14 protein-coding genes are annotated in these 17,445 nt (G+C 56.4%); 7 read left to right on the forward strand and 7 right to left on the reverse strand.

Going from position 1 to position 17,445, the window contains the following annotated elements; translation table 11 throughout:
• Nucleotides 1-466 precede the first annotated feature (466 nt).
• Together ACG1VR_RS23195 and ACG1VR_RS23200 are read right to left on the reverse strand one after the other, a co-directional pair.
• Complete coding sequence (locus tag ACG1VR_RS23195) at nt 467-2,497, reverse strand: alpha-amylase (RefSeq protein WP_395489871.1); 2,031 nt, start codon at nt 2,495-2,497, stop codon at nt 467-469.
• A 120-nt stretch (nt 2,498-2,617) separates the two neighbouring features.
• On the reverse strand, nt 2,618-3,385 hold the full coding sequence (locus ACG1VR_RS23200) for a hypothetical protein (protein ID WP_395489872.1): 768 nt from the start codon (nt 3,383-3,385) through the stop codon (nt 2,618-2,620).
• A gap of 346 nt (nt 3,386-3,731) precedes the next feature.
• Here ACG1VR_RS23200 and ACG1VR_RS23205 point away from each other — a divergent pair, with 346 nt between their 5' ends.
• On the forward strand, nt 3,732-4,568 hold the full coding sequence (locus ACG1VR_RS23205) for a protein bax (RefSeq protein WP_039898967.1): 837 nt from the start codon (nt 3,732-3,734) through the stop codon (nt 4,566-4,568).
• 61 nt (nt 4,569-4,629) lie between these two features.
• Here ACG1VR_RS23205 and xylR read toward each other — a convergent pair whose 3' ends face one another.
• The 4 genes from xylR to xylF form a co-directional block, all read right to left on the reverse strand.
• Nucleotides 4,630-5,808: a D-xylose utilization transcriptional activator XylR gene (gene xylR / locus ACG1VR_RS23210; RefSeq protein WP_016538783.1), complete on the reverse strand. Its 1,179-nt coding sequence runs from the start codon at nt 5,806-5,808 to the stop codon at nt 4,630-4,632.
• Between the two features lie 108 nt (nt 5,809-5,916).
• Nucleotides 5,917-7,098 carry a xylose ABC transporter permease XylH gene (gene xylH / locus ACG1VR_RS23215; protein ID WP_279046678.1) on the reverse strand — a complete coding sequence of 394 codons (1,182 nt, stop codon included), beginning with the start codon at nt 7,096-7,098 and terminating at the stop codon, nt 5,917-5,919.
• Complete coding sequence (locus ACG1VR_RS23220; protein ID WP_395489873.1) at nt 7,076-8,617, reverse strand: xylose ABC transporter ATP-binding protein; 1,542 nt, start codon at nt 8,615-8,617, stop codon at nt 7,076-7,078. Before ACG1VR_RS23220 ends, xylH begins: the two co-directional genes overlap by 23 nt.
• Nucleotides 8,618-8,666: 49 nt before the next feature.
• Nucleotides 8,667-9,659: a D-xylose ABC transporter substrate-binding protein gene (xylF, locus tag ACG1VR_RS23225; RefSeq protein ID WP_016538780.1), complete on the reverse strand. Its 993-nt coding sequence runs from the start codon at nt 9,657-9,659 to the stop codon at nt 8,667-8,669.
• A 372-nt stretch (nt 9,660-10,031) separates the two neighbouring features.
• On the opposite strand from xylF, the gene xylA reads away from it, so the two are divergent.
• The 4 genes from xylA to ACG1VR_RS23245 all read left to right on the forward strand — a co-directional run bounded on the left by xylA (nt 10,032) and on the right by ACG1VR_RS23245 (nt 14,961).
• Nucleotides 10,032-11,354 carry a xylose isomerase gene (gene xylA / locus ACG1VR_RS23230; RefSeq protein ID WP_039899478.1) on the forward strand — a complete coding sequence of 441 codons (1,323 nt, stop codon included), beginning with the start codon at nt 10,032-10,034 and terminating at the stop codon, nt 11,352-11,354.
• Between the two features lie 46 nt (nt 11,355-11,400).
• On the forward strand, nt 11,401-12,855 hold the full coding sequence (xylB, locus tag ACG1VR_RS23235; protein ID WP_395489874.1) for a xylulokinase: 1,455 nt from the start codon (nt 11,401-11,403) through the stop codon (nt 12,853-12,855).
• Between the two features lie 640 nt (nt 12,856-13,495).
• Nucleotides 13,496-14,038 carry an isochorismatase family protein gene (locus tag ACG1VR_RS23240; RefSeq protein WP_395489875.1) on the forward strand — a complete coding sequence of 181 codons (543 nt, stop codon included), beginning with the start codon at nt 13,496-13,498 and terminating at the stop codon, nt 14,036-14,038.
• Nucleotides 14,035-14,961 carry a GlxA family transcriptional regulator gene (locus ACG1VR_RS23245; RefSeq protein ID WP_395489876.1) on the forward strand — a complete coding sequence of 309 codons (927 nt, stop codon included), beginning with the start codon at nt 14,035-14,037 and terminating at the stop codon, nt 14,959-14,961. The genes ACG1VR_RS23240 and ACG1VR_RS23245 overlap by 4 nt, the downstream gene beginning before the upstream one ends.
• On the opposite strand, the gene ACG1VR_RS23250 is transcribed toward ACG1VR_RS23245, so the two are convergent.
• On the reverse strand, nt 14,954-15,949 hold the full coding sequence (locus ACG1VR_RS23250) for an acyltransferase (protein ID WP_016538775.1): 996 nt from the start codon (nt 15,947-15,949) through the stop codon (nt 14,954-14,956). The genes ACG1VR_RS23245 and ACG1VR_RS23250 overlap by 8 nt on opposite strands.
• Before the next feature lie 130 nt (nt 15,950-16,079).
• Here ACG1VR_RS23250 and ACG1VR_RS23255 point away from each other — a divergent pair, with 130 nt between their 5' ends.
• Both ACG1VR_RS23255 and glyQ read left to right on the forward strand, forming a co-directional pair.
• On the forward strand, nt 16,080-16,418 hold the full coding sequence (locus ACG1VR_RS23255; RefSeq protein ID WP_083478390.1) for a YsaB family lipoprotein: 339 nt from the start codon (nt 16,080-16,082) through the stop codon (nt 16,416-16,418).
• A 108-nt stretch (nt 16,419-16,526) separates the two neighbouring features.
• On the forward strand, nt 16,527-17,438 hold the full coding sequence (gene glyQ / locus ACG1VR_RS23260; RefSeq protein WP_016538773.1) for a glycine--tRNA ligase subunit alpha: 912 nt from the start codon (nt 16,527-16,529) through the stop codon (nt 17,436-17,438).
• Nucleotides 17,439-17,445 lie beyond the last annotated feature (7 nt).

Below are 17,445 nucleotides of genomic sequence, written 5' to 3' on the forward strand. Positions count from 1 at the left end.
ACGCCGTGCAAACCCGGTAATCGTAGCCTCTATTTGTGAATGTGCTGTGTGATTCGTGCTATGCAGCAGGATCTGTTGAATGGTGAGGGCGTAACTGCGAGATTGAAAGCAACGCTTACTTTCAGGATGGCTGTTAGCTAAACAGAACAAATAACCTCTGCAAGTCCGGTTATATTCCGTTCACCCGTAAATTTGTTTTCCCTGCACGCGCAGAGAACGGTGAACGTGTCAGGGGAAATTACGCCATTCCCCCTGACAACCCCCGGCGCCGGCAAACTCATCGCCGCTAAAGCGGTAAACCCCCTGCTGTCACCCAACAGTCACGGTCGTTCGCGATCCGTTCCCGACGATCGCTCTCTTTCGCTGCTCCCGGCAGCTCCACCCCGCCTGTACTGGGTCAAAGCCGGGGGCGCTGAGAGCCGGGGAAAAGGGCGTGGCTGCGGGATTCAAAGTTTCAGAATGGCGGCTACCGGTTACCCGCCCAAACCACCATCACCTTGTCATCTCCGCTCTCCCGGCTAAAGGCGTAACCCTGCTTCGCGCTTAGCGTCGTCTGTTTTCCGGCTCCCACGGCCAGGTGGCGGGCGCGGAACTGGCTGAGTTTTTGCCAGTGGGCGAGCGTGGCGGCGCTCTTGCTGTTGATATCCTGCCAGTTCATGTCTGACCTCGTGCCCTGCAGCGGGTCGGAGCCCGTTGGGCCAAATGGGCGTTCGGTTTCGTCGCCATAAAATATCTGCACCGCGCCGGGTGAGAGCATTAATAGCTCAGCCGCTTTCTGGCCGCCCTCGCGGAACAGGCGGGTGTCGTGGGAGGATAGATAACTTAGCACGTTGAATTGCTGCAACTTCTCCGCCATTTGCTGCCAGGTGGGGCCGATGTTTGCCAGGCAGTCCGTCGCCTTCGCCGCCTGCTCCTGATAGTCGAAGTTGATCATTGCGTCGAAGCCGCTGGCGTAGTAATCGCTTTTCATCACGCCGTGGCCCCAGGATTCGCCGGTCATCCAGAACGGCGCGTCGTCGAGTTTTTTCTCCGGGTTCGCTTTTTTCCATTCGACTAATGCCGTGCTGGCCTGGTCTTTTAGCTGTTGCCACGCGGCCTTTTCAACGTGTTTGGCGGTATCCACGCGGAACCCGTCAATGCCGTAGTCGCGTACCCACTGGCTAAGCCAATGGGTCAGATAATCCCGCACGGTATAGCCGGGCAGCGCCTGCGCATGGGTATCCGGCTTATGGGCGTAGAAGGTTGGCAGCCCTGCGGGCGCAGTAGCTTCGGTTTTCAGGTCTGGCAGGAAGGCCAAAGACATCGTTAAATCGTCAAAGCCGGGGTTGTCGTAGTCGCCGATGTCGGTTCTTATCCACGCTTTTCCCCACCATTTATCCCAGGCGGCCTTGTCGCTGAAATTGATGTAGTCGTTAAAGCTGTGCCAGCTCTGGCCGGGACCCGGCTTCCAGTCTGTCCAGCGCTTGCCGAGAGTCGCCGTAAGCTCTGTGCCTTTGAGATAGAGTCCGCCAAACTGGTATTCCTGCATGTCGGCGAGCGTGGCATAACCGGTGTGGTTCATGACCACGTCGAATAAGATACGCATCCCGCGTTTGTGCGCCTCATCGACCAGTTTTCGTAGATCCGCTTCGTCGCCCATATTGGCGTCGAGACGCGTCCAGTCCTGGGTGTAATAACCGTGATAGGCATAATGGGGAAAATCGCCCTTAGTGCCGCCGCCAACCCAGCCGTGGATTTGCTCCAGCGGCGAGCTTATCCACAGCACGTTGACCCCAAGCTGCTGAAGATAGTCGAGTTTGCCGGTTAGCCCGGCGAGATCGCCGCCGTGGAAGGTGCTGATTTCCTGCATGCCGTCTCTATGGCGGCCATAGCTGTTGTCGTTGGCCGGGTTGCCGTTCTCAAAGCGGTCGGTAAGGACGAAATAAACCGTGGCGTTATGCCAGCTGAACGGCGCGGTGCCGGTCGTGGCGGCCTGCTCGAGCAGCAGCAGGCCGCCGCTTCCTGCGTCCGGAGTCAGGGTAATGTGGCCCTGTTCGACTTTCGCCGTTGCGCCGCTGTAGAAGTCCCGCACCGTAGAGCCTTCCGCGAAGGTGCTGCTGACGTCAACCGTGAGCGGCTGGCCATCCCATCGCGGGCACTGTTTGACGATTTGCTCAGGCTCGCTGCTGGTTTCCTGTTTAACGTTCAGCAGCAGGGTTGGCGTGCCGCTGCGGGTATCCACCTGAATCTGATACTGCCCGGAACGGAAAAGCCGCCACTGGGGTGCATCGCCTTCACAGGGTTTAAGCGAGAGTACCTGATTCAGCCTGATGGCTTCTGCGGGCTGCCAGCAGCGGCTATCCAGCATCAGGCTCAGCGGACGCGCGCCTTTATCCAACTGAGCATTGCTGATAAACAGGCCAGGGCTGGTTTCCTGAAAGGGGGGCAGGCCAGAGGCACTCCAGCCCGCATGGGCCAGGCAGGGAGCGAGTAGCAGACTGAGGGTAAGCCGTTTCATACGCGTCGTCCGGTGAGGATTTATTGCGCAGTGTGCCACCGGATGAAGTTTTTTCGCTCATCCCGCCTGCCCGTTATGCGGGGTGGAGCAGAGAGGGTGAGTGACGGAGATAACGTTTTGCTATTTGTTCGGCAGCCACTGGCCGAAATGGGCGCTCAGGGTATTGCGGGTCGCCAGCAGTTCGTCGATGGTTTTGGTCAGCCTGGCGTTCAGGGTTTCACACTGTTCGAAGTTGTAATGGCTGTCGGCACGCAGATTTTCGAGTTTTTCGCGCAGGCTGGCGACTTCCGCCTCGGCCCTGTGGCGTGCTTCCTGCTGGGTTTTGATCAGCTCGTCGGCGGCTTGCAGGCGCTGGTTTAGCTCGGCTTTTTCACGCTGGTGGCTTTCAACTAGCCCGGAGCCTGACTCCCTCTGGCGGTTAAACAGGCTTTTAAGCTCGTCGATTTCGCGCTGCATGACGCTGCGCACCAGGGCCGACTCCTTAAGGTGCATCTCCTGGCTAATGTTCAGGGCTTTTTGCAGTTCGGAGACCTGTTTTTCATATCTACGCAGGCGCTCGGTGGTTTCCGGCCTGTCCTGCTGTAAAGGTTGTTGACCTGCGTTTTGCTGCGCCTGGCGCAGCTGGGCAAGCAGGCTGGCGGAGAGCGACTCGGCTTCCCTGAGGCGTTTGAGGGTTTCCGGCGAGTCCTGATAAACCGTTTTGGCCTGCGGCGGTTTCTCGCTGATGCGCACCAGATTCACGTTCACCAGGGCCGCGCTGACTTCCGCCTGAATTTGCTCTTTATTATGCATCTTCATACGGTTGCATGCGCTGGCTAAGAAGCTTGCGGCTTCATTTGCATTAGCGGTAGCGAAGGCTTTTTTTATCAGGTTCTGAACCAGGCTCATGTTTGCCAGTTTTCCTGTATTAAATGTTATCTGAGCGCTTTTGCCCGGTCACACCTCGCCGAAGCACAGCTGCCGCCATCTTAAAAATATAACCAAAAATTAAACTCTCTAAACCCAGGAATAAGCCTCAACAGTCCATTTTTTACTGAAATGCTGAACTGTGATTAACCCCCGAATTTTACAATACTTTTTGCCACTATAAGAAGTTCTTAGGTGACATTGTTTCGGAATGGGACTATTTCTTAACGTGCTCTGAACGGTTAAATTTGATAGTATTCGCCCCTAATTTTCTAAAACCTTTTATAAAATAAGGCACTGGAAACGATCGATCCGACCAGGAGAACTCATGATATCACCCCCATTCCGACGATTCGGGGCCGCGATACTCATGTTACTGACCGTGGGCTTTTCAAGCCAGGTATTAGCCAGTAAACATGAGCCTAAGTCGCACAGTAAAGCCCATATAACGAAAGTAAGCAGTAAAAAAACGGTAAGTAGTAAACTGGCAAGTAGTAAAAAAGAGTATTCTCGCAATAGTGAAAATGGTTCGCTTCCTGATTTGCGAAAATACCCTTCCGGAACACCAAGGAAAAAAGCGTTTCTCCGGACGGTCATGCCATATATTACCCGCCAAAATGCAGCGATTACCGCAGATCGTAACTGGTTGATTTCAAAACAGTACGAGAAGCGCTGGTCGCCGAGCGAACGTGCTCGTCTGAAAGAAATCACCCAGCGCTACAAGGTAGCATGGCGCGGCAACACCAATCGCGTGCCGTGGAACAATCTGCTGGAGAAGGTTGATATCATCCCTACCAATATGGTGGCGACGATGGCGGCTGCAGAAAGCGGCTGGGGAACCTCGAAGCTGGCGCGAAGCAATAACAACCTGTTTGGCATGAAGTGCACTAAGCGCCACTGCAACAGCGAGCCTGGAAAAGTGAAGGGCTACCTGCATTACGGCTCGCTGAAAGAAGGCGTGAGCTCTTATGTTGCCAATCTGAATACCCATCCGGCCTATTCTTCGTTCCGCAAAGAGCGCGCCAAGCTGCGTAAAGCGGACCAGGAAGTTACCGCCAACAATATGATCCATAAGCTGAAAGGGTATTCGACTAAGGGTTCAAGCTATAACAATTATCTGTTTGCTATGTTCCAGACTAACCAGCGTTTAATGGTGCCAAATTAAAGTCGGTACGCTTGCGAAATAATACAAATGCCCTCTCAGGAGGGCATTGTTATTTATGGTGTTAAACTAAAACTTCGCTAAATCGGTCGCGGTGTTCTTTTGGCGTCGCGTCGTACTCTTTTTTAAATACCGAATAGAAATATTGCAAAGAAGGGTAGCCGCACATTTGTGATATCTCGTTGATAGAGAGCGAGGTCGAAATTAGCAGGCTGCGCGCCTTTTCAAGTTTTTCCGCGTGGATAACCGCGTGGATCGTTTCCCCCACTTCCTCTTTAAAGCGCTTCTCCAGATTGGAGCGAGAAATACCCACCGCATCCAGCACCTGCTCGACCTTAATACCCTTGCAGGCATGATTGCGGATGTAATGCATCGCCTGTATGACCGCCGGGTCGTGCAGCGAGCGGTAGTCGGTTGAGCTGCGCTCCACGACCCTCACCGGCGGCACCAGCACGCGCTGCAAAGGCAGGTTTTCATCAGCCAGCAGCCGGTGCAGCAGCTTGGCCGCCTGGTAGCCCATCTGGCGGGTGCCCTGGGCAACGGAGGAGAGCGCCACCCGCGATAAGTAGCGGGTTAATTCTTCATTATCGATTCCAATGACACACAGCTTTTCCGGCACCGGGATATGAAGATGCTCGCAAACCTGGAGCAGATGGCGCGCCCTCGCATCCGTCACCGCGATTATCCCGGTTTGCGGAGGCAGGGTTTGCACCCAGTCGGCGAGCCGATTTTGCGCGTGCTGCCAGTTTTCCGGTGCGGTTTCGATGCCCTGATAAACCACGCCGCGATATTTTTCCTGCGCCACTAACTGGCGGAAGGCGTGCTCACGCTCCGCGGCCCAGCGCTTACCGCTGGAGCCAGGCAGCCCGTAAAAAGCGAAGCGCTGTACGCCTTTCTCTTTCAAATGCAAAAAAGCGCTTTCCACCAGCGCGTGGTTGTCGGTGGCGATGTAATGCACCGGCGGGTAGTGCTCAGGAAGATGATATGAACCGCCCACGCCGACAATCGGCACGCCGGCACCGGCCAGCAGGCGCTCAATTTCCCGGTCGTCGAAGTCGGCGATAACGCCGTCGCCCAGCCACTCCTTTATGTTGTCGATACGAGCGCGGAAATCCTCTTCGATGAAAATATCCCACTCGGATTGAGACGCCTGCAAATATTCACCGACGCCCTCGACCACCTGGCGGTCGTACACTTTGTTGGCATTGAATAACAGCGTGATGCGATGACGTTTCTCAAACATGCTGATGGTTTCCTGAAAATAGCCTCGTGTCTCAATATCACAGCCATAACAGCGCCGGGGTACGCCGCCCCGGCATTGTGATCGCTTGCACGTTTTGCCGCTGGTCGTTTAAGCCCGACGTTTGGTCGCGGAATCCATCCATACCGCCAGCAGCAAAATGGCCCCTTTGACGATGTACTGCCAGAAGGTGGGCACATCCATCATGCTCATGCCGTTGTCCAGCGAGGCCATGATAAAAGCCCCCATTACCGCGCCAGCCACGCTGCCGATGCCTCCTGCCAGGCTGGTGCCGCCGATAACGCAGGCGGCGATGGCGTCTAGTTCGGCAATATTCCCGGCAGAAGGGGAACCCGCACCGAGGCGCGAGCTTAAAATCAGCCCGGCAATCGCCACCATCAGGCCGTTAATCGCGAAGACCGCGAGCTTGGTGCGTTCGACGTTAATCCCGGACAGGCGCGCGGCATCGATGTTGCCGCCGATGGCGTAAATACGGCGGCCAAAGGCGGTACGCGTCGCCATGAACATGCCAGCCAGCAGCAGCAGGGCGAGGATTAATACCGGGGTTGGCACGCCACGGTAGTCGTTCAGCAGCCAGATAGCCCCGAGGATAATCACGGCGGTTATCGCCTGGCGACCCACCATGCCGCTGGATGCAGGAGCGACAAGCCCAAGTGCCTGGCGGCGCATGCGCAGCCGCCACTGCCAGGCAATGAACCCCATCAGCCCGATGACGCCAACGCCAAAGCCGATACCGTCCGGCAGGTAGCTCTGGCCAATTTGCGACATCGCCGCGCTGGTTGGCGATACGGTCGTGCCGTTGGTAATGCCGATCAGTACACCGCGAAAGGCCAGCATCCCGGCGAGGGTGACGATGAACGAAGGCACTTTGCGGTAGGCCACCCACCAGCCGTTCCAGGCCCCGAGCAGCAGGCCAAGCGCGAGGGTGACGACAATCGTCAGCGGCAGCGGCCAGCCGAGCCAGACGTCGAAAATCGCCGCGACGCCGCCGAGCAGCCCCATCATCGACCCCACCGAGAGATCGATTTCAGCGGAAATAATCACAAACACCATGCCCACGGCCAGGATACCGGTGATCGCCGTCTGGCGCAGCAGGTTGGAGACATTGCGGGCGCTGAGATAAGCGCCCTCGGTTTGCCAGGTGAAGAACAGCATGATGACGACGATGGCGGCTATCATCACGAAGACCTGCAAATTAAGCGCCCTGAGGCCGCCAAATGCCGGGCGGCCCGGTGCCGCAAGTTTCAGTTCAGGCGAATTGCTTTTCGACATGGGGGTCACTCCTCAGGGCGGCTACCATCACCCTTTCCTGGGTCAGGTTGCGGTTAATCAAATCGGCTTTTATGCGCCCTTCGTGCATTACCAGCACCCGGTCGCTGAGACCGAGCACCTCTGGCAGTTCCGAAGAGATGACAATCACAGCAATCCCCTGCTGCACCAATTGATTGATTAATTTATAAATTTCGTACTTCGCGCCGATATCGATCCCGCGCGTTGGCTCGTCGAGTATCAGGATGCGTGGGTTGAGCAGCAGGCAGCGGGCGAGAATCGCTTTTTGCTGGTTCCCGCCGCTGAGGCGGCCAATGGCAAGCTCCGGCGATGAGGTCTTTACTTTCAGGCGCCTGAGCGATTGCAGCATACAATCCTGTTCCGCGGCCTCGTCCAGGCTGCTGAGAGGGCCGGAAAACCTGTCCAGCGCGGCCAGGGTGATGTTTTGCCCAACCGCCATCACCGGCACGATGCCGTCTTTTTTGCGGTCTTCCGGCACCATCGCGATACCGTGGGCAATCGCCTGCTGGCAGTTGTTGATATGGACGCGATGGCCGTCAATGTACACTTCGCCTTCCCAGCGCCCCGGCCAGACGCCAAACAGGCACTGCACCGCCTCCGTTCGTCCTGCGCCGACCAGTCCGGCAATACCGAGGATTTCGCCTTTGCGCAGGGAAAAAGAGGCATCGTTAACCCGCTTAATGTGCCGGTTAACCGGGTGCCAGGCGGTGAGGTGTTCCACGCGCAGGATTTCATCCCCGGCCTGGTGCGGCTCGCTCGGGTAGAGCGCGGTAAGCTCGCGGCCTACCATCATAGTGATGATATCGTCCTCGCTCATCTGTGCGGCCTGGCGGGTGCCGATGGGCTGCCCGTCCCGGATAACGCAGATGCTGTCGGAGATGGCTTTCACTTCATTGAGCTTGTGGGAGATATAAATACAGGCAATACCGTGGGCCTGAAGGCTGCGAATGATCCCCAGCAGCGTGTCGGTTTCCTGCCCGGTGAGCGAGGCGGTCGGCTCATCCAGAATCAGCAGGCGAACCTGCTTGTTCAGTGCTTTCGCTATCTCCACCAATTGTTGCTGCCCGAGGCCTAAATCGCCCACCCGGGTATCCGGGGAGAGAGACAAATTCACCTGAGCCAGCAGCTTCTGGCAGCGCAGCGTCATGGTGTCGTAGTCCAACACCCCGCGGCGGGTTATCTCCGTGCCGAGGAAGATGTTTTCCAGCACGGTGAGGTGCTTAACCAGCGCCAGCTCCTGGTGAATAATGGCGATGCCCTTACGCTCGGTATCGCGGATGTGGCTGGCCTCTAACAGTTCGCCCGCAAACCAGATTTCGCCTTCATAGCTGCCGTGAGGGTAGATCCCGCACAGAACTTTCATCAACGTTGATTTGCCCGAACCATTTTCGCCGCACAGCGACATGACCTCTCCGGCCTCGAGCGCCAGGCTTACGTTGTCCACCGCTTTCACCGCGCCAAAGGCTTTGGTGATATTTTTCATTTCCAGCAAATGAGGCATAACCTCTCCTCCGGGTCAGAGATGGCCCGCGTTATGGCGGGCCTGCGGCCTATAGCTCGGCTTTTTTGTGGAAACCATCGGCGATGACGGTGCTGTCGATATTGGTTTTATCCACCTCGATTGGCGTCAACAGGCGGGAAGGGACCTCTTTCAGGCCGTTATTCAGTTTGGCATCGGAGGCTGGCTGCTTACCTTCGCCCAATTCGACGGCAATTTCGGCGGCGGTATTTGCCAGTTTGGTAATGGGTTTATACACGGTCATGGTCTGGGTCCCGGCAATAATGCGCTTTATGCCAGCAAGGTCCGCATCCTGGCCGGAAATAGCGACTTTACCCGCCAGCCCCTGGGCGCTAAGCGCCTGAATAGCGCCGCCGGCCGTGGCATCGTTAGAAGCCACTACCGCGTCAATCTTGTTGTTATTCGCCGTCAGTGCGTTTTCCATTATTTTTAGCGCGTTTTCCGGCAGCCAGCCGTCAACCCACTGATCGCCGACGACTTTAATTTTCCCTTCATCAATATAAGGTTTTAATACTTTCATCTGCCCGGCACGGAATAATTTGGCATTATTATCCACCGGCGAGCCGCCCATTAAAAAATAATTTCCCTGGGGTGCTTTGTTAACAATGCTTTTAGCCTGTAATTCACCGACTTTTTCATTGTCAAAGGAAATATAAAAATCAATATCGGCATTATTTATCATACGGTCATAGGCTAATACTTTTATGCCTTCACGTTTGGCCTCTGCGATCACGTTGCTTAATACCTGGCCGTTGTAAGGAATAATAACCAACACGTCAACGCCGCGGTTTATCATGTTTTCAATCTGCGACATCTGCGTTTCTTCATTGCCGTTGGCGGACTGCACAAATACTTTCGCCCCTAAAGATTCGGCTTTTTTAACAAAGATATCGCGGTCTTTTTGCCAGCGCTCGAGGCGCAGGTCATCAATCGCCATACCGATTTTGACTTCTTTTGCCATGCCGCTCACGCTGGTGAGGACAAGTGCGGCACATAACGTCAGTAAGATGTTCTTTATCTTCATTTTATTTTACCTGTAGGGAGAGAGGGCTTATCGGAGTAAAGAATGGTTCACATCAGTAGACCTTCGGATTGTTATCGCTGCGGGCGCAACCTTCAATTACAGATTTTTATCCTGGCATTATGTTTTTTGGTTTAATTGTCAATTTATGATGGCGATCGGGTTTTATATCGAGTGAATAACCTGTGGAGATAATTTATTGCCCTGGTTCAGGCCGTTGCTAATTATTTTTAGCCTCTTTTTTGAGAGCCAGCGCACGTTTGAGTATTCTCTTAATCCCGGTGTGAAATAACGTAATTGAGCAACCGTTCGGGAGACACCAGGATGAAATAACTTTCTATCCTGGCAGCTGTTTTCCTGATGACGGAGTTAATTATGCAAGCCTATTTTGACCAACTTGATCGCGTTCGCTTTGAAGGGCCGAAAACCACCAACCCGCTAGCGTTTCGCCACTACAACCCGGACGAGCTGATTCTCGGCAAACGTATGGAAGAGCACCTGCGCTTCGCCGCCTGCTACTGGCATACATTCTGCTGGACCGGCGCGGATATGTTCGGCGTGGGGGCGTTTGAGCGCCCGTGGCAGCAGGCCGGTGACGCAATGGCGCTGGCGAAACGCAAGGCCGACGTGGCATTTGAATTTTTCCACAAGCTGAACGTGCCGTACTACTGTTTCCACGATGTCGACGTCTCGCCCGAAGGCGCTTCCCTGAAAGAGTACCTGAACAATTTTGCGCAGATGACAGAAGTGCTGGCGCAAAAACAGCAGGAAAGCGGCGTGAAGCTGCTGTGGGGCACGGCTAACTGCTTCACCCATCCACGTTATGGCGCCGGGGCGGCGACTAACCCCGATCCGGACGTATTCTCCTGGGCCGCCACGCAGGTTGTAACGGCGATGAACGCGACTCATCAGCTGGGCGGCGAAAACTATGTGCTCTGGGGCGGGCGAGAAGGTTATGAAACCCTGCTGAATACCGACCTGCGGCAGGAACGCGAGCAGATCGGCCGCTTTATGCAGATGGTGGTTGAGCATAAACATAAAATCGGCTTCCGCGGCACGCTGCTTATCGAGCCTAAGCCGCAGGAGCCGACCAAGCACCAGTATGATTACGATGTCGCGACGGTCTACGGCTTCCTGAAGCAGTTTGGTCTGGAAAAAGAGATCAAAGTGAATATTGAGGCCAACCATGCCACGCTTGCGGGCCACTCCTTCCACCACGAAATCGCCAGCGCTATTGCTTTGGGGATCTTTGGTTCGGTGGATGCCAACCGGGGGGACCCGCAGCTGGGCTGGGATACCGACCAGTTCCCGAACAGCGTGGAAGAAAACGCCCTGGTCATGTACGAAATCCTCAAGGCAGGTGGGTTAACCACCGGCGGCCTGAACTTCGACGCCAAAGTACGGCGCCAGAGCACCGATAAATATGACTTGTTCTACGGCCATATCGGCGCGATGGACACCATGGCGCTGGCGCTGAAAATTGCCGCACGCATGGTCGAGGACGGCGAGCTTGATAAGCGAGTAGCCAAACGTTACGCCGGGTGGAATAGTGAGCTGGGCCAGCAAATTCTTAAAGGGCAGATATCGCTCACGCAGCTGGCACAGTACGCTGAGCAGCATAACCTGGCACCGCAGCATCAGAGCGGGCATCAGGAGCTGCTGGAAAACCTGGTGAATCACTATCTATTTGATAAATAAACCTTCCTGCGCCGCCGGTAACGCGGCGCGATATTAAGGAGCTACCATGTATATCGGCATCGATCTTGGCACTTCGGGCGTGAAGGCAATCCTGCTGGGTGAAGCAGGCGAGGTGCTGGCCGCGCATAGCGAACCGCTTACCGTGTCCCGGCCTCATTCGCTCTGGTCCGAGCAAGATCCCGAAAGCTGGTGGCTCGCAACCGATCGGGCAATGCGCGCCCTGGGTGCTGAGCATCCGCTGAAGGGCGTAAAGGCTATCGGGCTTGCCGGGCAGATGCACGGTGCCACGTTGCTGGACAGTAAACAACGGGTGCTGCGCCCGGCGATTTTATGGAACGATGGCCGCAGCGGTGAAGAGTGCGCGCTGCTTGAAAGCAATGTTGAGGAAGCGCGGGCGATTACCGGCAACCTGATGATGCCGGGCTTTACCGCGCCAAAACTGTTGTGGGTGGAGCGCCACGAGCCTGAAGTGTTCGGCCAGATTAACAAAGTGCTGCTGCCAAAAGATTACCTGCGCCTGAGAATGACCGGCGAGTTCGCCAGCGACATGTCAGACGCGGCGGGAACGATGTGGCTGGATGTCGCGAAGCGCGACTGGAGCGACACCATGCTGGATGCCTGCCGTCTTTCCCGCCAGCATATGCCGGAGCTGTTTGAAGGCAGCGAAGTCACCGGCGCGCTGAAACCGGAAGTGGCCGCGGCCTGGAATATGGCTGCGGTTCGCGTGGTAGCCGGTGGTGGCGATAACGCGGCGGGCGCGATTGGCGTGGGAATGGTGGATGCCGGGCAGGCAATGCTTTCCCTCGGGACATCCGGCGTTTACTTTGCGGTGAGCGACGGCTTTCGCAGCAACCCCGAAAGCGCGGTGCACAGTTTTTGTCACGCTTTGCCGAACCGCTGGCATTTGATGTCGGTAATGCTGAGTGCGGCTTCCTGCCTTGACTGGGCGGCTAAGTTGACCGGGCTTGGCTCGGTTCCCGCCCTGCTGGCCGCCGCCGAGCAGGCTAACCAGGACGCTGGCGTAGTTTGGTTCTTGCCGTACCTCTCCGGGGAGCGAACGCCGCATAATAACCCGCAGGCAAAAGGCACCTTCTTCGGCCTGACCCATCAACACGGCCCGGCAGAGCTTGCCCGCGCGGTGCTTGAAGGCGTGGGCTATGCCCTGGCGGACGGCATGGATGTGGTACACCTTTGCGGTATTACGCCGGATAGCGTAACGCTGATAGGCGGCGGGGCGCGCAGCCCGTACTGGCGGCAAATGCTGGCGGATATCAGCGGCCAGGTGCTGGACTACCGCACCGGCGGCGACGTTGGGCCAGCGCTTGGCGCGGCGCGGCTGGCACAAATCGCGCTTTCGCCCGGCCAGTCGCTGCAATCTCTGCTCCCGCAGCTGCCGCTGGAGCAAAGGCATCAACCTGATTTCAATCGCCACCAGCGCTACGCCGGGCGACGTCAGGTGTTTAATCAGATTTATCAGCAGCTTTTGCCGCTGATGTCGTGATAGCACTTCCCCTGTCTCCCGGCAGCTCCACCCCGCCTGAGTTGGGTCAAAGCCGGGGACGATGGCGTGACAACGGGATATTGCGTGAACGGAATTATCTTCGGGTCTGCATAAACCGTTGTAACCAGAAGATATAACCCCTGCAAGCCCGGCTATGTTCCGTTCACCCGTAAATTTGTTTTCCCTGCACGCGTAGAGAACGGTGAACGTGTCAGGGGAAATTACGCCATTCCCCCTGACAACCCCCGGCGCCGGCAAACTCATCGCCGCTGAAGCGGTAAACCCACCGGCTATCACCCAAACATTCGGGGTCGTTCGCGATCCGTTCCCGACGATCGCTCTCTTTCGCTGCTCCCGGCAGCTCCACCCCGCCTGAGTTGGGTCAAAGCCGGGGGCGCTGAGAGCCGGGAACAAGGGAGTGGCTGTGGAATCTAACGCGATCTGATACTGGTGATACAAAGCCATTTTTTGCCCCCTCGCCCCTTTGGGGAGAGGGCCGGGGTGAGGGGAAAATGACATGGCTTTTGGACTTAACGCGATACGGCGTCCCAAACCACCCTCATCCTGTCCGTTTTTGGTATTAGCATTGCAGTGAAGCCTTGTCAGAATGGCTTCAGGCCAACAGATGAGGAGTCCGAAAATGTCACGCACCGCGCTTATTAATATCGATACCCAACAATCCTTCTTCCACCGTGACTACTGGCAGGAGGACGATGTTCCGGCGTTTCAGCAGGCCATACTGGCGCTGATTGCCGGCTGTCAGGTCAAAGGCGTGCCGGTGGTGGATATCTTCCACGTTGACGGCGACGGCGCGTTTTCCCTGGATTCCGGTTTTGTGAAGCCGATGCCGTTCTTACAGCATCAACCTGCCGTCAGCTTCCAGAAGCACGTTCATAACGCCTTTACCGATACCGGGCTGGATCGCTGGCTACGCGACCGGGACATTAACCACCTGATTATTTGCGGTATTCGTACCGAGCAGTGTTGCGAAACAACGACTCGCGTCGCCTCCGATTTGGGCTATCGCGTTACTTTCGTCAGCGAAGCGATGCTGACCTTCCCGATGAGCTGGAAAGGCGTTACGCTGGACGCCGCGACCCTGCGCCATCGCACTGAAACGGTACTGGCAGGGCGCTTCGCAGAGATACAAACCGTAGCCGAGTGTCTGGAGTCGCTGGAATGAGTATTGGGGTCTGGTTTGTGGTGCTGCCGGGGGTGTTATCCCTCGACCTGAGCGGCCCGGCGGAAACGCTGGTGCTGGCGCGGAAGGCTTTTGAGCTGCACTACATCGGCCCGGACCCGCAGGTAGAAACCTCCATCGGCCTGACCTTCAGCGGCATTCAGCCGTTGCCGGAGCGGCTTCCTCCGGGCAGTCTGTTGGTGCTGCCCGGGGTGTGCGATTCAAACCGTTTTTTTGCCACGGCTCAGGCCGAAGAGGTACGGCGCTGGCTGACCCGGCTTCAGCCGCAGATCCACAGCCAGCAGCTTAATCTGATGTGCGTCTGCTCCGGCTCGCTGCTGGCGGCTCGGGCGGGCCTGATGAACGGCGTGCAGTGCACCACCCATCATGATGTGCTCGAGCGTTTAAAAGCGGCGGCACCGGGCGCGCAGGTAAAGGACAACCGAATTTTTGTTGAGGACCGGGGCATCTGGACCAGCGCGGGGATCACTTCCGGCATCGATCTTTCCCTGCATTTGATTAACCGCTACTGCGGCCCGCGCGTGGCGCTGGAGGTGGCGAGAGAAATGGTAGTCTGGTTCCGGCGTTCCGGCGACGATCCGCAGCTTTCTCCCTGGCTGCGCTACCGCAACCATATTCATCCGGCGGTACACCGCGCCCAGGATTTGCTGTCCGGGGCTCCCGAGCTACCCTGGCCGGTGCCGGAAATCGCCAGCCGGGTTCACGTCAGCCCGCGGCATCTTTCCCGTCTTTTCCAGCAACATCTTGGCATTTCTGTACGCGACTATCTGGAGCAGCTAAGGCTTGCGGTTGCCGAACAGCGGCTATTGCAGGGGCAGCGCACGGAGCAGGCGGCCAGCGCCGCCGGGTTTTCTTCACCCCGACAGCTGCACCGGGCCCGCTCCCGAGCAAGCGGGGCTAGCTGACCAGCTTCCAGCGGTCGAGTTTGCCAACCGCCAACGCCAGCAGCAGGCTGCCAGCAAGGGTTGCGCCAAATATCCAGAGGATATCCAGCACCGGCCAGGCGGTTATCTCGATATCGTGCGTGCGAAGATAATGAATAATCAGCGCGTGAAAACCGTAAATCCCCAGCGAATAACGTGAAATAAACGCCAGCCCGGGCAGCGGGCGCTGGTTAAGACAGTTTTTGGCGAAGACCAGCAGGCTGATGGCGGCGATAAACACCAGCGGGCCGCAGTAAACGTAAAAGGTTTCGGCGAAGTTTTGGTTAATTTCCAGCTGCCTGCGGGTGCCCAGAGAGATAGACATCACGCACAGCAGGAACAGGCCACCCGCCAGCACGCTAACCCAGTTTTTCCTCGTCTCCAGCATGCCAATTGCCCGCCCTAACAGCCCGTACAGCACGTAATAGAAAGTATCGCCGTTGATATAAAGATTAACCGGCATCCACTTCATATTGCCCAGAGTCTGCGGCACGGTATTGGGGTTCGCCACTACGCCCAGCAGCACCATCAGACCCAGAACGGTGACGGCGCTGACCTTTTTGACCTGTATCAGCGGCGAAAGCAGGTAAATCACCATAATCGCGAAGAAAAACCACAGGTGATAAAACACCGGTTTTTGCAGGATGTAGCGCAGCGCCAGGCCGACGCTTATTGGCGTAAACAGCCAGATGTAAAGCAGGGCGATGGCGCTATAGAACAGCAGGCAGCTGGAAATCCGCAGGAAGTGGCGCTGCTGAGCGCTGCGCTCACCGAAGAACAGATAACCTGAAATCATAAAAAAGAGCGGCACGCTGACGCGTGAGGCTGAATTAAGTACGTTCGACAGATCCCAACTAAAAGCGGTCACGCTGTGTGGATTGGTAATGTACCAGGTCGTGGTGTGGATCATGACGACCATCAGGCAAGCGATGCCACGAAGGTTATCGATCCAGTTTATCTTCTGCTGCATTCGTTCCCCTGAGCCTGGATATTTCTGAGTTTGTGCCGCGCATCTTGTCATCCCCGCCGTCGCTTCGCAGAATGCGTGGTTCACGGGGAGTATGAATAAGAAACCGAGTTTAACGTACTGGCAGCGAATGATGATGGAAGAAAAAAGAAATCGACTCCTCTTAACGGTATTTTTTGCGTTTTTCCTGAGCGCGTGCAGCGCCCCACAGCAGGAAAGCCAATATGCGCAGCAGGCTCGCCCGCGGGTCAATGCAGGTGCTATGGAGCTGGCGTGTAAAAACGAAGCCGCATTACGCTACAACACCCAGCCGCAGCGTATTAATGTGTCCGATTTTAAGCAGTATCAGGCAAGCTATGAACTGGCAGGCAATACTGCCCGCAAAGAGGGCTTTACCTGTTCTTTTGACCAAAGTGGTCAGTTTTCACACCTTTCCAGTCGCGAAAACCTCAACCAACGCGCAACAACTTAACGGCTTTTCGCCTCCGGGCCGTTCCGTTGCCGTGTTGATACAACTCAACCGCTTTTGCGTATATACTGGCCGCTTCTCTTAAATCCACCGAACGCGTGCGAATTCAACATGCAAAAGTTTGATACCAAGACCTTTCAAGGCCTGATCCTGACCTTACAGGACTACTGGGCTCGCCAGGGCTGCACCATTGTTCAACCTTTGGACATGGAAGTAGGCGCAGGCACCTCTCACCCGATGACCAGCCTGCGTGCCTTAGGCCCGGAGCCAATGGCCACCGCTTATGTGCAGCCGTCCCGCCGTCCTACCGATGGCCGTTACGGCGAAAACCCGAACCGTTTACAGCACTACTATCAGTTCCAGGTGGTGATTAAGCCTTCCCCGGACAATATTCAGGAGCTGTACCTCGGGTCGCTGAAAGAGCTGGGAATGGATCCGACGATTCATGACATTCGCTTCGTGGAAGATAACTGGGAAAACCCAACGCTTGGCGCGTGGGGCCTGGGCTGGGAAGTGTGGCTGAACGGTATGGAAGTTACCCAGTTTACCTACTTCCAGCAGGTTGGCGGCCTGGAGTGCAAGCCGGTAACCGGTGAAATCACCTACGGTTTAGAGCGTCTTGCTATGTACATTCAGGGCGTAGACAGCGTTTACGACCTGGTGTGGAGCGACGGCCCGCTGGGTAAAACCACCTACGGCGACGTGTTCCACCAGAACGAAGTGGAGCAGTCCACCTATAACTTCGAATACGCCGATGTGGACTTCCTGTTCACCTGCTTCGAGCAGTATGAGAAAGAAGCCCAGCAGCTGCTGGCGCTGGAAACTCCGCTGCCGCTGCCGGCCTACGAACGTATTCTGAAAGCCGCTCACAGCTTTAACCTGCTGGATGCGCGCAAGGCCATTTCGGTGACCGAGCGTCAGCGCTACATTCTGCGCATTCGCACCCTGACCAAAGCCGTGGCCGAAGCCTACTACGCTTCTCGTGAAGCGCTTGGCTTCCCGATGTGCAATAAGAAAAACTAGAGAGGCT

Origin of the sequence: Cedecea davisae (assembly GCF_044095835.1) — a bacterium.
Lineage (GTDB): Bacteria > Pseudomonadota > Gammaproteobacteria > Enterobacterales > Enterobacteriaceae > Cedecea > Cedecea davisae.

What these genes read in the sequence shown, in the direction of transcription:
- ACG1VR_RS23195 (WP_395489871.1), bottom strand. Translation starts at nt 2,497, where the DNA reads ATGAAACGGCTTACCCTCAGTCTGCTACTCGCTCCCTGCCTGGCCCAT.
- ACG1VR_RS23200 (WP_395489872.1), bottom strand. Translation starts at nt 3,385, where the DNA reads ATGAGCCTGGTTCAGAACCTGATAAAAAAAGCCTTCGCTACCGCTAAT.
- ACG1VR_RS23205 (WP_039898967.1), top strand. Translation starts at nt 3,732, where the DNA reads ATGATATCACCCCCATTCCGACGATTCGGGGCCGCGATACTCATGTTA.
- xylR (WP_016538783.1), bottom strand. Translation starts at nt 5,808, where the DNA reads ATGTTTGAGAAACGTCATCGCATCACGCTGTTATTCAATGCCAACAAA.
- xylH (WP_279046678.1), bottom strand. Translation starts at nt 7,098, where the DNA reads ATGTCGAAAAGCAATTCGCCTGAACTGAAACTTGCGGCACCGGGCCGC.
- ACG1VR_RS23220 (WP_395489873.1), bottom strand. Translation starts at nt 8,617, where the DNA reads ATGCCTCATTTGCTGGAAATGAAAAATATCACCAAAGCCTTTGGCGCG.
- xylF (WP_016538780.1), bottom strand. Translation starts at nt 9,659, where the DNA reads ATGAAGATAAAGAACATCTTACTGACGTTATGTGCCGCACTTGTCCTC.
- xylA (WP_039899478.1), top strand. Translation starts at nt 10,032, where the DNA reads ATGCAAGCCTATTTTGACCAACTTGATCGCGTTCGCTTTGAAGGGCCG.
- xylB (WP_395489874.1), top strand. Translation starts at nt 11,401, where the DNA reads ATGTATATCGGCATCGATCTTGGCACTTCGGGCGTGAAGGCAATCCTG.
- ACG1VR_RS23240 (WP_395489875.1), top strand. Translation starts at nt 13,496, where the DNA reads ATGTCACGCACCGCGCTTATTAATATCGATACCCAACAATCCTTCTTC.
- ACG1VR_RS23245 (WP_395489876.1), top strand. Translation starts at nt 14,035, where the DNA reads ATGAGTATTGGGGTCTGGTTTGTGGTGCTGCCGGGGGTGTTATCCCTC.
- ACG1VR_RS23250 (WP_016538775.1), bottom strand. Translation starts at nt 15,949, where the DNA reads ATGCAGCAGAAGATAAACTGGATCGATAACCTTCGTGGCATCGCTTGC.
- ACG1VR_RS23255 (WP_083478390.1), top strand. Translation starts at nt 16,080, where the DNA reads ATGATGGAAGAAAAAAGAAATCGACTCCTCTTAACGGTATTTTTTGCG.
- glyQ (WP_016538773.1), top strand. Translation starts at nt 16,527, where the DNA reads ATGCAAAAGTTTGATACCAAGACCTTTCAAGGCCTGATCCTGACCTTA.